General features: G+C 71.0%; 10 protein-coding genes, 1 other RNA gene and 1 pseudogene. 7 read left to right on the top strand and 5 right to left on the bottom strand.

Annotated features, from left to right (window positions below):
• Positions 1 to 141: 141 nt before the first annotated feature.
• Positions 142 to 1,638 (top strand): carboxylesterase/lipase family protein, encoded by a 1,497-nt coding sequence (locus D473_RS0118515; RefSeq protein WP_017610540.1) that lies wholly within the window; start codon positions 142 to 144, stop codon positions 1,636 to 1,638.
• Between the two features lie 114 nt (positions 1,639 to 1,752).
• On the opposite strand, the gene D473_RS0118510 is transcribed toward D473_RS0118515, so the two are convergent.
• Together D473_RS0118510 and D473_RS0118500 are read right to left on the bottom strand one after the other, a co-directional pair.
• On the bottom strand, positions 1,753 to 4,104 hold the full coding sequence (locus tag D473_RS0118510; protein WP_017610539.1) for a Tex family protein: 2,352 nt from the start codon (positions 4,102 to 4,104) through the stop codon (positions 1,753 to 1,755).
• Between the two features lie 423 nt (positions 4,105 to 4,527).
• Positions 4,528 to 4,872: a hypothetical protein gene (locus D473_RS0118500; RefSeq protein ID WP_017610537.1), complete on the bottom strand. Its 345-nt coding sequence runs from the start codon at positions 4,870 to 4,872 to the stop codon at positions 4,528 to 4,530.
• A 224-nt stretch (positions 4,873 to 5,096) separates the two neighbouring features.
• Here D473_RS0118500 and D473_RS28180 point away from each other — a divergent pair, with 224 nt between their 5' ends.
• A complete protein-coding gene (locus D473_RS28180) occupies positions 5,097 to 7,106 on the top strand; it encodes an MFS transporter (protein ID WP_017610536.1) in 2,010 nt (669 codons plus the stop codon).
• 8 nt (positions 7,107 to 7,114) lie between these two features.
• On the opposite strand, the gene D473_RS0118485 is transcribed toward D473_RS28180, so the two are convergent.
• Positions 7,115 to 7,966, bottom strand: coding sequence for a deoxyribonuclease IV (locus tag D473_RS0118485; protein ID WP_017610535.1), 852 nt, complete (start codon positions 7,964 to 7,966; stop codon positions 7,115 to 7,117).
• A gap of 83 nt (positions 7,967 to 8,049) precedes the next feature.
• Here D473_RS0118485 and D473_RS0118480 point away from each other — a divergent pair, with 83 nt between their 5' ends.
• From D473_RS0118480 to D473_RS27735, 5 genes are all read left to right on the top strand, one after another.
• The gene (locus tag D473_RS0118480) at positions 8,050 to 8,919 is read left to right on the top strand and encodes a Nif3-like dinuclear metal center hexameric protein (protein WP_017610534.1); all 870 of its coding nucleotides are present in this window, start codon (positions 8,050 to 8,052) and stop codon (positions 8,917 to 8,919) included.
• 118 nt (positions 8,920 to 9,037) lie between these two features.
• Positions 9,038 to 9,799, top strand: a complete 762-nt coding sequence (locus D473_RS0118475) for a zinc ribbon domain-containing protein (protein WP_017610533.1) — start codon at positions 9,038 to 9,040, stop codon at positions 9,797 to 9,799.
• Positions 9,796 to 10,446, top strand: a complete 651-nt coding sequence (locus D473_RS0118470; protein WP_017610532.1) for a histidine phosphatase family protein — start codon at positions 9,796 to 9,798, stop codon at positions 10,444 to 10,446. Before D473_RS0118475 ends, D473_RS0118470 begins: the two co-directional genes overlap by 4 nt.
• A gap of 22 nt (positions 10,447 to 10,468) precedes the next feature.
• An RNA gene (gene rnpB, locus D473_RS26145) (RNase P RNA component class A) lies at positions 10,469 to 10,858 on the top strand.
• A 210-nt stretch (positions 10,859 to 11,068) separates the two neighbouring features.
• Positions 11,069 to 11,218, top strand: a complete 150-nt coding sequence (locus D473_RS27735) for a hypothetical protein (protein ID WP_017610531.1) — start codon at positions 11,069 to 11,071, stop codon at positions 11,216 to 11,218.
• On the opposite strand, the gene D473_RS0118460 is transcribed toward D473_RS27735, so the two are convergent.
• Positions 11,167 to 13,536, bottom strand: coding sequence for a SulP family inorganic anion transporter (locus tag D473_RS0118460; RefSeq protein ID WP_017610530.1), 2,370 nt, complete (start codon positions 13,534 to 13,536; stop codon positions 11,167 to 11,169). The genes D473_RS27735 and D473_RS0118460 overlap by 52 nt on opposite strands.
• Positions 13,537 to 13,863: 327 nt before the next feature.
• Positions 13,864 to 15,028 (bottom strand): annotated as a pseudogene (locus D473_RS27495) (hypothetical protein); the annotation flags it as partial.

Raw genomic sequence — 15,028 nt, 5'->3', positions numbered from 1 at the left:
TGTGGAGCGGCCCGCTGCCGAGGCCGCCCCCGCGGTGCGCGCCAGGGCCTGTGAGGGGTGGGCCCGGGGCGGAGGGGGCTTGCGACCCTGTACCTAACGTTGTTAGGTGGATGTGGCTCACACCGCGACGGGAGGACACACGTGGACGCCGAACTCACCGTGGACACACCCACCGGGCGGCTCAGGGGCGCACCCGCGCCCCGATCGCAGACCGGAACGGTCCTCCTGCACCAGGGCATCCCCTACGCGGCCGCGCCCTTCGGTGAACACCGCTTCGCCGCCCCCGCGCCCCCCGAACCCGTCGACGGCGTCCGCGACTGCACCACACCCGGGCCCCCTGCGCCTCAGGGCGGACTCCTCGTCGGAGCCGCCCGGTGGACCCCCGATACCCCGCTGGAGTGCCTGGTCCTCAACGTCTGGAGCAGCGCCCGCGCCGGTCAGGACGCCCCCGTCCTGGTGTGGATCCACGGCGGGGCCTACCTCGCCGGGTCGGCCTCCCAACCCACCTACGACGGCACCAGCCTGGCCGAGACCGGGCTCGTCGTGGTCGGCATCAACTACCGGGTCGGGTTCGAGGGGTTCGGGCACGTTCCCGAACGTCCCGACAACCGCGGCCTGCTCGACCAGATCGCCGCCCTGCGTTGGGTACGCGACCACATCCGGGCCTTCGGCGGCGACCCCGGCAACGTCACGGTCGCGGGCGAGTCGGCCGGGGCCGGGTCGGTTGCCGCCCTCATGGCCATGCCCGGCGCCCGCGGCCTCTTCCACCGCGCCATCGCCCACAGCACTCCCGGCGACGTGGTGCGCACCGAGACCGCGCGCCTGGTGTCCGAACGTTTCGCCGAGGTCCTCGGCGTCCCCCTGGAGGCCGAGGCGCTGGCCGCCCTGCCCCCGGAGAAGATCCTCGCCGCCACCGATGAGGTGCTCACCCACACCGACAGCAGCGGTCGGCGCAACCGTTCCATGACCTGCTTCGCCCCGGTGGTCGGCGGCCCCGAACTGCCCGAGGCGCCCCTGGAGGCCGTCGCCCGCGGGCAGGCCCGCGACATCGACCTGCTCACCGGCCACAACATGCACGAGTACCGGCTCTTCAGCGAGCTCGTCCAGAACGTGTATGTGGACGGCGAGGAGGCCCTGCAGCGCAAGTGCGCCCGCCTCGGCCTGGGTCCGGGCGAGGTCGCCGCCTACCGCGAGGCCCACCCCGGGCTCTCCCTGCGTGATCTGTACGTGCGCATCATGGGTGAGGCCGTGTTCGGCGAGTTCACCCTGCGCCTGGCCGAGACCCACGCCGCCGCGGGAGGACACGCACACGTGTTCCGCCTGGCACTGGAGAGCCCGGCCCTGGGCGGACGCCTGGGCGCCTGCCACGCCCTCGACCTGCCCTTCGCCTTCGGCACCCTCGAGTCGGAACTGGGCGCCTTCCTGCTCGACGGCGCGCCCACCGACACCCACCGTGCGTTGTCGCGACGCCTCATGGACGCCTGGCACGACTTCGCGGCCACCGGAGACGCAGGATGGCCACCTGTCACCACCGGGGCCACCCCGGTCAAGGTCTGGGACGAGGCCGACGAACTCCATGCCCATGATCCCTCCCCGACGCGGGAGATCTGGCGCGGCATCGACCTGGCCCCCAAGTGAGGCCATCCCCGCGGTGAGGAAACCGTGCCGCGCGGGACCGGATCCGGAGCTTCTTCCCGGGCCCGGGGAGCGGCGCGCTCTCCCCGGGCCGAGTGGTGGTTGCCGGGACCGGCGTCACTTGTCCAGGCCGGCCCGGCGCAGCGCGTCGGCCATCGACCCCTGGGGAGCCTGCTCCTGCTTCTGGCCCCGGTTCTTGCCGCCGCGGCCGTTGCGGCCCCGTTTGCGGTCGCCGCCGTCCTGCTCCTCCCGTGCGGTGCGCCCGCCGCGCTCACCCGAGGGCACCTCGTCGTCCATGCGCATGGTCAACGAGATGCGCTTGCGGGGGATGTCGACGTCCTGCACCTTGACCTTGACGATGTCGCCGGGCTTGACGACCTCGCGCGGGTCCTCCACGAACTTGTGCGACATCGCCGACACGTGCACGAGCCCGTCCTGGTGCACACCCACGTCCACGAACGCGCCGAAGGCCGCCACGTTGGTGACCACCCCTTCCAGGACCATGCCCTGCTCCAGGTCGCCCAGGGTCTCCACGCCCTCCTTGAAGGTGGCCGTGGTGAAGGCCGGACGGGGATCACGGCCGGGCTTGTCGAGCTCGGAGAGGATGTCGGTGACCGTCGGCAGCCCGAAGGTGTCGTCGACGAAGTCGTGCGGGCGCAGCCGTTTCAGCGCCTTCTCGTCGCCGATGAGGGAGGGCAGGTCCGAGCCGACCGAGTCCAGGATGCGCCGCACCACCGGGTAGGCCTCCGGGTGCACCGCGGAGGAGTCCAGAGGGTCGTCGCCGCCGGGGATACGCAAGAAGCCCGCGCACTGCTCGAAGGCCTTCGGCCCCAGGCGCGAGACCTTCTTGAGTTCGCTGCGGCTGCGGAAGGGCCCGTTGGCGTCCCGGTGCGAGACGATGTTGCGCGCCAGCGTCGAGGTCACGCCCGAGACCCGGGTCAGCAGCGGCACCGAGGCGGTGTTGACGTCCACACCCACACCGTTGACGCAGTCCTCCACGACCGCGTCCAGTGACCGGGACAGTTTGGTCTCGGCAAGGTCGTGCTGGTACTGGCCCACACCGATCGACTTCGGATCGATCTTGACCAACTCGGCCAACGGGTCCTGCAGGCGCCGTGCGATGGAGGCGGCCCCGCGCAGGGACACGTCCAGGTCCGGCAGCTCCTCGGAGGCGTAGGCCGAGGCCGAGTACACCGACGCACCCGCCTCGGAGACCATGACCTTGGTCAGCTTCAGCTGCGGGTGGCGTTTGATCAGGTCGCCGGCGAGCTTGTCGGTCTCACGGGAGGCCGTGCCGTTGCCGATCGCGACCAGCTCCACCTCGTGGGCGGCGCACAGCTGGGCCAGGCGCTCGATCGAGCCGTCCCAGTCGCGGCGCGGCGCATGCGGGAACACGGTGTCGGTGGCCACGACCTTGCCGGTGGATCCGGTGACGGCGACCTTCACCCCCGTGCGCAGGCCCGGGTCCAGGCCCAGGGTGGCGCGAGTGCCGGCGGGTGCGGCCAGCAGCAGGTCGCGCAGGTTGGCCGCGAACACCCCCACCCCCTCGTCCTCGGCGCGCTGCCACAGGCGCATGCGCACGTCGATGTCCAGACGCACCAGGACGCGGGTGCGCCAGGCCCAGCGCACGGTGTCCTGCAACCACTTGTCGGCGGGGCGGCCGCGGTCGACGATCTCGAAGTGGTGGGCGATCGCGTTCTCGTAGGAGCTGCGCGCGGCCGCGTTCTCCTCGCCCTCGGGCACTTCCTCCGGCTGCAGGTCGAGGGTGAGCACCTCTTCCTTCTCCCCCCGGTACATCGCCAGGACCCGGTGCGAGGGCAGATCGGTCAGGGGCTCGGAGAAGTCGAAGTAGTCGGAGTACTTGGCCCCGGCCTCCTCCTTGCCCTCGCGCACGGATGATCCGAGACGGCCCCGCTCCCACAGGCGCTCGCGCAGCATCCCCGTGAGGTCGGCGTCCTCGGCCATGCGCTCCACGAGGATCGCGCGGGCACCGTCCAGGGCCGCCTTGGTGTCGGCGACGTTCTTGTCGGCGTCGACGTAGCCGTCCGCGGTCTCCTGCGGGTCCAGGCCGGGGTCGCCCATGAGGGCATCGGCCAGTGGCTCCAGCCCGGCCTCTCGGGCGGTCTGGGCCTTGGTGCGGCGCTTGGGTTTGTAGGGGAGGTAGATGTCCTCCAGACGGGCCTTGGTGTCGGCCGCGCGGATGCGGGACTCCAGGTCCTCGTCCAGTTTGCCCTGGGAGCGGATCGACTCCAGGATCGCGCTCCGGCGCTCGGCCAGTTCCCGCAGGTAGCGCAGTCGCTCCTCCAGAGCGCGCAGCTGTGCGTCGTCGAGCCCGCCGGTCGCCTCCTTGCGGTACCGGGCGATGAAGGGGACGGTCGATCCGTTGTCGAGGAGCCCGACGGCGGCCTCGACCTGGTGCGCGCCGACGTCGAGCTCTTCGGCGATGCGCTGGTCGATCGTGGGTGTCACAGGGGTCGTCACTGGTTCAGCGTCCACATCTCTGGCTGTTCGGTGCGGGGACATTGTCTTGCGGGGGTGAACAGTTGTCACCTCGGGCCGTCCCCGTGTCCAGGGTCCCTCATTGCGTCAGGTGCCCGCGCCCGGAAGGGGAGGGCGCGGTGGCGGCCTCACCGCAGATGTCGCCCCCGCCCTCGGACAGAACCCGGTTCGGCCCGGTGGTCCGGGCCGAACCGTGGTTGCTCAGCGGTGGCTGCGGCGTTCCTCGCGCATGGTGAGGAAACCGAGGACACCGATGATGGCGAGTGTTCCGAACAGAGCTACGGCGGCGAGTACCAGGTCACTGACGATCCCATCCATGGAGGAGGACTACCCGTGCACCGCTCTGTTCAACAGGGCGCGGAGGATCCGGGCAACGCTGCCTCCGAGGCGGTGTCAGTTCTCGTTGAGGTCGGGGGCGTAGTAGGGGTCTATGGGCCGGGGGCCGCGGTAGCCCTGGCACATGCACTGGCGGTAGGTGGTCTCCCTCGATCCGGTCCAGTGCCCGGGGATCACGACCTGGCTCTGGCACTTGGAGGTCTCGCGGTCGTGGAAGACCAGGTGGTGGCCGCACCCGCACAGGGGCTGCACCGACTGGTGTCCGTCCTCGACGAGCCGTTCGCGTTCGCGCCGGCGTTCCTCCTCCAGCACCGCACGCAATTGGCGCCGGGTGGAGAGGCGGCCGAGGGCCACTCCGCCCGCGGTGATGAGCGCTCCGATGACCAGGCTCAACGGATCCATGGTGGGCCGTCCTTTCCTGCGGGGGCTGTCGCTCGGCCGGCGCGGTGCAGCGTCCATTGTCACCCAAGGGCGCGCGGAAGGGGAGGAGGTGCGGGCCGTTCGTGGGCAATGGATGGGGGCGGTGCCGGGAACAGGGATTGCAAAGGAAATTTTGCAAAAAACTGTTTGCAAAGGAGGCTTTGTAATAGCGTGAGGGTGTGATCCCCCGACACCGAGGAGCGACCATGGCCACCCGTTCGCCCCACAGGCCCGGCCGTCTGGGACCCGCCTTCGGCGGGCTCTGGGGAGCCGGCGCCACCACCAACCTCGGCGACGGCATGCTCGCCACCGCGTTCTCCCTGATCGCCGCGGCCCTGACCCAGGACCCTCTCGCCGTGGCCGGTCTGACCGTCGCCCGATTCCTGCCCTGGCTCCTGGTGGCGCCGCTGTCCGGAGTGCTGTTGGACCGGGTCGACCGCATGCGCGCCATGGTCGTCTCCAACGGGATCGCTGCGCTCACCGTGGCCCTGCTGGCGTTGGCGGTCCTGACCGGGAACCACACCGTGTGGGTGCTCTATGCGGCGCTGTTCGTGGTCATCTGCTGCGAGACCGTCAGCGACCCCGCGACCCGGATCACCGTGCCCCGGGTCGTGGCCCGCCGGAACCTGGACCGCGCCAACGGGCGTGCGGAAGGGGCGCGCACCGTCGCTCAGGAGTTCGTGGGACCGCCCGTGGCCGGGATCCTCTTCGCCGCCGTCGCGGTCCTTCCGGTGGCCGGGGCGGCGCTCTCCTACGCGTTCAGCGCCGTCCTGGTGGTGCTCGTGCTTGCTCTGTTGAGCCGCCGTCCGGAGCTCTCCCACGAGGCCCCCGCCGCCCGCGCCGGAGAGGGACCCGGTGCGTGGAGCGCCCTGTGCGCAGGGCTCGCGTACATCCGCCAGGACCGGCTGCTGCCCTGGATGATGGTCTGCAACGCGGCGTGCATGATCGGGCTCCAATGCGCCACGGCGGTCATGGTGCTCTACGCGCAGAACGTGCTGGGGATCCCCGACGCGCTCTACGGGATCTTCATCGGCGCCATGGCCGTGGGCGGGCTCGCGGGGGCCGTGGTGAGCGCCCGCCTCGTGGCCTTGCTCGGGCGGCGCACGGTGATGCTCGGCGGCTACCTCGGCTTCTCTTCGGCCATGATGGCTGTGGGCGCGCTCCCCTCGGTGTGGACGGCCGTGCCCGCACTCGGGCTGGTCGGTCTGTGCATCACCGCCTCCAACATCGCCGGAGCCCCGTACCTGCAGCTCGTGGTGCCCGAGTACCTGCGCGGACGGGTCTCGACCGTCCTGCGTACGGTCGGATGGGGACTGACCCCGATCGGCGCGCTCCTGGGCGGCATGCTCGGACGGGTGGACCTGGCCCTGCCTTTCCTGGCCGGACCGGTGTTCACCGCCGTCGTGGTGCTGCTCTTGCGCCACCGGATCGCCGAGGCGGCCCGGATCATGGACACCGCGAGCGCTGAGGTGCGTGCGCGGCCGGGATCGCACGGGAGACGGTCCTGCCCGTACTACCGTGGCCCCATGGCAGAGAGTGTCCCGAGCCCCTCCGAGCGTCCCGACAACCACATGGATGTGGACGCCACCGCTCTGCGTGGCCTGGCCCACCCTTTGCGCGGACGCCTCCTGGAACAGCTCCAGCTACGGGGACCGGCCACCGCCACCATCCTGGGCGAACGCCTGGGGGAGAGCAGCGGATCCACCAGCTATCACCTGCGCCAGCTGGCCCGGCACGGTTTCATCGAACCGGCCGAGGGGCGCGCCGGCGGACGCGAGCGCTGGTGGCAGGCCAGGCGCGGCGGATGGTCCATGTCCGGTCACGCCTTCCGGCAGGATCCTGCCACCCGCCACGCAGCCGACGTGGTGCTCGAGCACTACTACAGCGAGCGCGAACGGCGTTTCCGGGCCTGGAGCGACCTGGCCGCCTCCGCGTCCGAGGACCCGGACGTGCAACGGTGGAAGGCCGCCACCATGGACTCCAACCATCCGTTGCCGCTGACGCCCGAGGAGGCGCAGAAGCTCTCCCGGGACCTGCTGGACTTCATGTGGAAGTGGAAACGCGAGAACGTGCCAGAGGACCGGGAGACCGCCGACGACGCCTCCGGGACGGAGACCGTCGAAGTCCAGATCAACCTCTTCCCCGTGCTCGCGCGCCTGCTCGGGCCCGGCACCGACCCGGGCCGAAAGGAAGGGCCTTCCGATTCCCGGGCCTGAGGAAGGCCTTACGGGCGCAGGTCCTTGAGCGTGGCCACGTCCTTGCCGTGCGGCTCCTCCGGACCCGGCGTCTCCAACGTGATCGGCACGCCGGCCGTCACCGGGTGGGTGAACAGTTCCGCGAAGGGCTCGGCGCCGATGTGTCCCTCGCCGATGTTCTCGTGCCGGTCCTTGTTGCTGCCGCACGGCGCCTTGGAGTCGTTGGCGTGGATCAGGTGCAGCCGATCGGCACCCACGACCTCGCCGAAACGGTCCAGGGCCTCGCGCATGCCCTCACGCGTGGAGATGTCGTGCCCGGCGGCGAACAGGTGCGCGGTGTCCAGGCACACGCCCACGTTCGGGTGCCAGTCCAGGGCCTCGAAGTAGGGCACCAGGTCGTCCACGGTGGCGCACAGCACCTGGCCCTGCCCGGCCATGGGCTCGAGCAGCAGCGGTGGGACGTCCTCGCCCAGTTCCTCCAGCAACGGCATCAGGCGCTCGCGGGTGCGGGCCAGACCGGCCTCCCGGCCGCCGGAGACGGCCGAACCGGTGTGCACGACCACACCGCCCGCGCCGATCTCGGCCCCGCGCCGCATCGTGTGCCCGAGCGAGTGCGTGGACTTGCCCGCGGTCTCCTCGTTGGGGGTGCCCAGGTTGATCAGGTAGGGCGAGTGCACGAACACCGGAAGGTCGGTCTCGCGCATGCGCGCGTCCTGCTTCGGGTCGCCTTCCTTGGTCGCCCACCCGCGCGGGTTGGAGGTGAAGACCTGGATGGTCTCGGCGCCGATCGTGTCCGCGTAGGCCAACCCCTTGGTGGCCATACCGCCCGCGACCGGGACGTGCGCGCCGACCGGGGTGAAGGGGTGTCGATTGTCGTTCATCGCCGCCCAAGCTTACGGTGTCGGGGCCGGAGAAGAGCCAGGTCGCTTTCCGGCAGCGTACACGCCGCCGATGCCCTAGTCTCGTGCTCGTGAGCACCGAGAACCCGCATCCCCGCCTGTCCGACGTCACCGCGGCCTTCGAGAGCATCTACCCGACCGCGTGGGCCGCTTCCTGGGACGCCGTCGGACTCGCGTGCGGTGACCCGGAACAGAGCGTGGGCAAGATCCTCTTCGCCGTCGACCCCGTCGAAGCGGTCGTCGACGAGGCCGTGCTCTGGGGCGCGGACCTGATCATCACCCATCACCCACTCATGCTCCGCGGTGTGCACAGCGTGGCCGCCGACACCCCCAAGGGTCGGCTCGTGCACCGCCTCATCCGCTCGGGCACCGCCCTGTACACCGCGCACACCAACGCCGACACCGCCGCTCCCGGGGTCTCCGACGCTCTGGCGCGGGCCGTGGGCGTCAGCGGTCCCCTGCGCCCTCTGGACCCCGACCCGGCCGACCCGGAGGGCCGCCGCGGGATCGGGCGCATCGGCGTCCTGGAACGGCCGCTCGTCCTGCACGATTTCGCCGACCAGGTCGCTCGCGGGCTGCCTGCCACCGCCGGCGGGGTGCGCGCGGCCGGCGACCCGGACCGGCTCATCACCACCGTCGCCGTCTCCGGCGGGTCCGGCGACTCCTTGCTCGGCGCGGCCCGCGCCGCCGGGGTGGACGCCTACGTCACCTCCGACCTGCGCCACCACCCCGCCTCGGAGTTCGTCGAGGAGCCCGGTTCGCCCGCGCTCCTCGACACCGCCCATTTCGCGAGCGAGTGGCCCTGGCTCGCCGACGGTTCCACGCACCTGGCCGAAGCACTTGCGCGCGAGGCCGGGCCGGAGGCGGCTAACGTGGAGATGCGCGTGTCGACGACCGTGACGGATGCCTGGGCACAGGCCTTCGGGCACGGGTGACCCACCATTGCGCGGGGCCGCGGTCCCGCACCGGCCGGTGGCCGGATACCAACTGCACAGAGTCAGGGGCGCCGACGGCCATCGCGCCTTCCCTCAGCCACTCCAGGAGACCTCACAAGTGAAAGCCGAACCCGCCGTGCAGGCCAGACTCCTCGACCTGCAGGACCTGGACACCGAGCTCCAGCGTCTGGACCACCGTGCCCGCACCCTGCCGGAGGCCGTCGAGGCCGCTGCGTTGAAGGAACGGGTGGAAGCTCTGGAGTCGGAACTGATCTCGGTACGTACCAAGGTCTCCGACGTCGAACGCCGCCAGCGCAAGGCCGAGAGCGATGTCGAGCAGGTGCGTGGCCGCGCCGACCGCGACAACAAGGCCTTGGAGTCCGGGCAGATCACCAGCGCCAAGGAACTGCAGAACCTGCAGTCGGAGATCGCCTCCCTCGCTCGCCGCCAGGCCGAACTGGAGGAGACCGTCCTGGAGGTCATGGAGCGGTCCGAGGAGCTCTCGGCCGAGGTCGACCGTGTCGCCGCCGCGCGTGAGGAAGCCGTGGCCGAGCACACCGCCACCGTGGCGCGCCGTGACACCGCCCTGGCCGAGATCCAGTGGGACCGCACCCGCCGGAGCCAGGACCGCGAGCGGATCGTGGAGGAGGTGCCCGCCGACCTGCTCGGCCTGTACGACAAGTTGCGTGCCCAGTACGACGGTGTGGCCGCCGCGCGGCTGCGTTACGGACGTTGTGGCGGGTGCAAGCTCCAGCTGAGCACGGCCGAGCTCAACGAGATCAAGGCCGCCGCCGCGGACGAGGTCGTGCGTTGTGAGGAATGCCGCCGCATCATGATCCGCACCGACGAGTCGGGGCTGGGAGGACGGTCCGCCGAGTGAGTACCGGGTGGGGCGCCCCCGACACCGAACCGACGCGGTTGGTGCTGCTGCGCCACGGACAGACACCGCTGTCCGTGGACCAGAGGTTCGCGGGTCGGGGCGACGCCGAGCTGACCGATCAGGGGCACCAGCAGGCCAGCGCGGCCGCACGCCGGATCGCGGCCTGGCCGGTGGATGCGGCGGTCTCCTCGCCGTTGACCCGGTGCCGGGACACCGCCGCCCACGCGGCCGAGCAACTCGGGCTTCCGGTCGAGGTCGACGAGGGGTTCGTGGAGACCGACTTCGGTGAGTGGGAAGGGATGACCTTCGCCGAGGCCAGGGCTGCCGACCCCGCCGGGGTGGACCGTTGGATCAGTGATCCGCAGGCGGGGCCGCCCGGCGGAGAGAGTTTCGCGCAGGTGGCGGCGCGGGTGGGCGCGGCACGTGATGCGCTCCTGCGCCACCACCGCGGGCGCACCGTCCTGGTGGTCTCCCACGTCACGCCCATCAAGATCCTCGTGCAACAGGCGATGGGGGCCCCGCTGGAGGCGCTCTACCGTATGCACCTGGACACCGCGTGCCTGACGCGTATCGACTGCTACGCCGACGGCCCCATGGTCGTGCGTTCCCTCAACGACACCGCGCACCTGGCATGGCAGACCTTCTGAGGCGTTAGAATCGTGGACGAGGGGAGTCGGCCAGGCGATCGCGGACCGCGCCGGGTGCGCGGATTCGAGGAAAGTCCGGACTCCACAGGGCAGGGTGGTCGGTAACACCGACCCGGGGCGACCCGCGGGAAAGTGCCACAGAAAACAGACCGCCACCGCTTCGCGGTGGTCAGGGTGAAACGGTGGTGTAAGAGACCACCAGCGGCCGGAGCGATCCGGTCGGCTCGGCAAACCCCACCCGGAGCAAGGTCAAAAAGGGGACCCCAGGGTCCCTGCGCGGATGTTCGAGGGCTGCCCGCCCGAGTCCGCGGGTGGACCGCACCGAGGCCGTCGGCAACGGCGGCCCCAGATGGATGTTCGCCCGGTCCCTTCTCGGGGCCGACAGAATCCGGCTTATCGGCCGACTCCTCTGCACCCCTTCTTCGGAACGGGGCGCTTCCCGGACCCTCCTGGCTTTCGAACAGGAGAGGATCTCATATCCGGACAGTGATGGAACACGTGGCGCCGACGCCTGTAGATTGGCCCCTGTCCCCGTGTACCGGGGCCGTGCGGGACGCCCGCTGAACGGCCCCGGACGGACCACGGGGCCGGCGGGCGTCCGCTTCATGGGAATGGGTGCAACGTGTTCGATTCCACCACCTTCTGGGTGGTTCTCTTCGGCCTACCGGTCATGGCGATCGTGGTGATCATCCTGCTCGCCGCGTACCATGCCTCGGGCGTTCAACAGGACGGCCGCGACGACACCCCCGACGACGACACCTCCACGACCTGACCGTTGGTGTCCTCACCGTCGGGCCGGACGCACTGCAGAGGAAGTCCCTGGGCGCTGGTCACCGGCACGAACGTGTCGGTACCGGCGTCCAACAGGTGCACCCGGGCCGTTGCCAGGTCGTAGTACATGCCGGTGAGGGTGAGCTGACCCGACTCCACACGCTCGCGTACCACCGGGTACCCCATGAGGTGGGCCAGCTGTTCGCGCACGTTCTCCTGGGCCAACCGGCACAGTGCCTCGGAGTTGGGCAGATTCGACAGTGCGCCCTCGTCCTCACCGGTTCGGGAGAGCCCGCCCTGCCCGTGTGTCAACCACCGGCGCATGTGGGTGGTCTCCGACTCGTTCGCACTGCGATGGGTACGGTCCAGCAGTGCCTGCATGGCCCCGCAGTGGGAGTGTCCACACACCACGATCGAGGGCACTGCCAACACCGTGACGGCGTACTCCACGGCAGCACCCACCGAACTGTCCTGGCTCGGTGTCCCGTGCGGCGGCACCAGGTTCCCGAGATTGCGGACCGTGAAGAGGTCGCCGGGCCCGCTCGCGGTGATGACGTTGGGCACCACCCGGGAGTCGGCGCAGGAGACGAACAGGGTCGTGGGTTTCTGGCCGTGGGGGAGGCGATTGAGCACCGCCTGCATCCGGTCGGCGGTACCGGCGTGGTATTCACGGGCACCGGCGGCCAGCAGTCCCACCGGGTTGAGCTCCTTGCGGGACCTGGAGCGCATCTCCCAGGGCGCCCACCAGCGGGCCGATCCCGAGGGCGTGGTCTTGGCGGCCGGCGCCGACCGAGCGGAGCTGCGTGCGTACCAGTCCTCGTGCACCTCGTCGATGTCGACCCGTCCACCGGTGCGTTCGTGGTCGACCCTCCAAGCGTGGATGGCCTCGAAAGCGGCGTGGTCCATGAAGTCCACGTGCAGGTCGAGGTCGACGTGGGAGCCCTCGGACACGGTCCGTAGCACGTGGGCCAAGCGCGGTACGGCGAGGAAGGTCAGCGAACCGTTGACCGTGATGTGCACGCTTCCGGCGCGTTCCTCGGTGGTGACGGTGAGCTTGGTCAGGCGGCGCAGCGCCATGATCATCGCCAGCGCGAACCCGAGGAAGACCCCCTCCAGGAGCCCGAGCAGGACCACGCCGAACAGGGTGGTCAGGTACACGCCGGCCTCGTGGTGGCGGCGTAGGTCCCTCAGATGGGCGAGGGAGACCATACGGGTGCCGATGAAGACCAGGAGGGCGGCCAGGGCCGGCATGGGGACGAGCTCGACCACGTGCGCGAACAGGGCGACGAAGAGGAGGATCCACACACCGTGCAGGATCGTCGAGAGCGGGCTCCGGGCACCGGCGCGCACATTGGCGGTACTGCGCACGATCACCCCGGCCACCGGCAGGCCGCCCAGAGCCCCGCTGACGGTGTTGGCCGCGCCTTGGCCGCACAGTTCCCGGTTGAGCTGCACACGTCGACCGCTGTGCATGCGGTCCACGGCGATCGCGGCGAGCAGGGACTCCACGCTTGCGACCATCGCCACGGCGGCGACGGCGAAGGCGATGCCTTGCCACTGGTCGGAGGCGGGCAGGGCGGGCCCGTTCCAGGCGCCGGCCAGGGAGTCGGGTAGTGAGACCGTCTCCACTTCCCAGCTGCCCAGGGTCGCTGTCAGAGTGGCGGCGCCCACGGCCACGAGCGCGGCCGGAATCAGAGCGGGGTCGAAACGGCCGAGCCTGGGAAGGCGGTTCCAGCCGAACATGAGCGCGATGGTGATGACGCCGACACCGACGGCCGCGGTGTGGTTGTCGGCGATCTGTGCGGGCAATTCGGCGATGTTGGCCGGTGCCGAACTCTGGGGCGCTCCGCCCAGGACCACGTGGAGCTGGGCCAGGGCGATGGTCACGCCGACCCCGGCGAGCATTCCGTGTACGACTGCGGGGGAGACGGCGAGGGCGGCCCGGGCGATCCGGCAGGCGCCCAGGGCGAGTTGGACGAGGCCGGCCAGCAGGGTGATGAAGCAGGTGACCCGCCAGCCGTAGGTCGTGATCAGGTCGGCGACGATGATGGTGAGCCCGGCGGCGGGGCCGCTGACCTGCACCATCGATCCGCCGACGGCACCGGCGACGATCCCGCCGACCACTGCGGCGATGATGCCGGCGATGAGGGGCGCGCCCGAAGCCACGGCGATCCCCAGGGACAGGGGGACGGCGACCAGGAAGACCACCAGGGAGGCGCCGACGTCCGCGGCGATCCCCTTGCGGGCGGTCGGGCCGCGTGCGGAATCCGGTGGTTCGGTCGGTGGTCGGTTCGGTGTTTGCTGGGCGTTTTTGCGCATGCTCACTCCGTTCGGGCCGGACCAGGTGAATGACACGTCGGCGCATGGGGAATGCGGGCCGGGCCGGGGAGGCGTGTGGTGGGGACACGAGGCCGGTTGGCCGCGCATTGTTCCCTGCGCATCACCCATTGTAGTCACTTCTGCGGTGGCAGAGTTACGGAGCGTGGTGAAGGCAGAGCTGTTCTTCTCGAGGCCCAGTCCTCGGGATGAGCCCAGCGCCCACGAAGAACGCCGAGGTGACGCGGGATGCGCCACCTCGGCGTCGTGAAATGCCGGGCCGTGCTCACTCCGGGGGCGAGCACACGGTGTCACCCCCGGGGCGAGAGGTCAGCGGTAACGGCCGTCGTCGTAGTTGCCCTCGTAGTACCCCTCGGGCGGCAGCGGCCGACCGTAGGCGTCCCGAGGGTAGGGGTCGGTCGATTCGTTCTGCGCGGGAAAGCCCCACCCTTCGTAGGGTGCGGGGGCGCGGTGCTGGGGCGGGGCTGGAGGTGCGTATCCGCCGTCGAGCAGCTCTCCCAGGCCGTACTGGCCGGGGTTCTGGCCCGGACCGGGCTGGGGCGGGTGGTCTTGGGGCGGGCCGGTCGGACCAGGTTGGAACGGGTGTGCGCCGCTGTCGTAGGAGGGGCCGCCGGGGGCCCCGTACCCGCCCTGGACATGAGTCGGTGCGTTCGGAGCCCCGCCGCCGGCCGGCGTCCCCCACGGCGGGATGTCACCGGGCGCGGGACCCGGGTGGGTGCCGCTGTCGTAGGGCGAGGCCTGCCAACCGTAGGGCTCGGTCTCCTGGACCGGACGGTTGTGGGCGCCCGTGTCGTTCGGGTTGCCCCACGAGGGGGCCTCCCCCTGCGGGGGCCGGGCGTATGCGCCCGTGTCCTGGGGGCCGCCCCACAGCGGTTGCCCCTGTCCCGGACGTGGGTGGGTGCCGCTGTCGTGGGGGGAGGGCTGCCAACCGTAGGGGTTGGTCTCTTGGTTCGAGGGTGGTGGGGTCGAGGCCTCGGTCGGGGCGCCGCTGCCCCATCCCGGTGTTCCGTAGGCGCCGCTCGGGGTTTCGCCGCCGGGAGTGCCGTGCGGGGTTTGCCAGCCGCTTCCGGGTGTTCCGGTGCCGAGACCGCTCGGACGTGGGTGGGTGCCGCTGTCGTAGGGCGAGGCCTGCCAACCGTAGGGGTTGGTCTCTTGGTTCGAGGGGGGTGGGGTGGAGGCCTCGGTCGGGGCGCCGCTGCCCCATCCCGGCGTTCCGTAGGCGCCGCTCGGGGTTTCGCCGCCGGGAGTGCCGTGCGGGGTTGGCCAGCCGCTTCCGGGTGTTCCGGTGCCGAGACCGCTCGGACGTGGGTGGGTGCCGCTGTCGTAGGGCGAGGCCTGCCAACCGTAGGGGTCGGTCCCCTGGACCGGACGGTTGTGGGGGCCGGTGTCGCCCGGGTTGCCCCACGGTGGCTCTCCCCGGCCCGGGCGTGCGTGGGTCCCGGTGCTCTCGGGCCCGCCCCAGTCCGGCCCTTGC

Source organism: Nocardiopsis xinjiangensis YIM 90004 (genome assembly GCF_000341145.1).
GTDB classification, from domain to species: Bacteria; Actinomycetota; Actinomycetes; order Streptosporangiales; family Streptosporangiaceae; genus Nocardiopsis; species Nocardiopsis xinjiangensis.
Note: the sequence above shows the minus strand (reverse complement) of the source record. Positions and strands in the feature narration are given on the sequence as shown.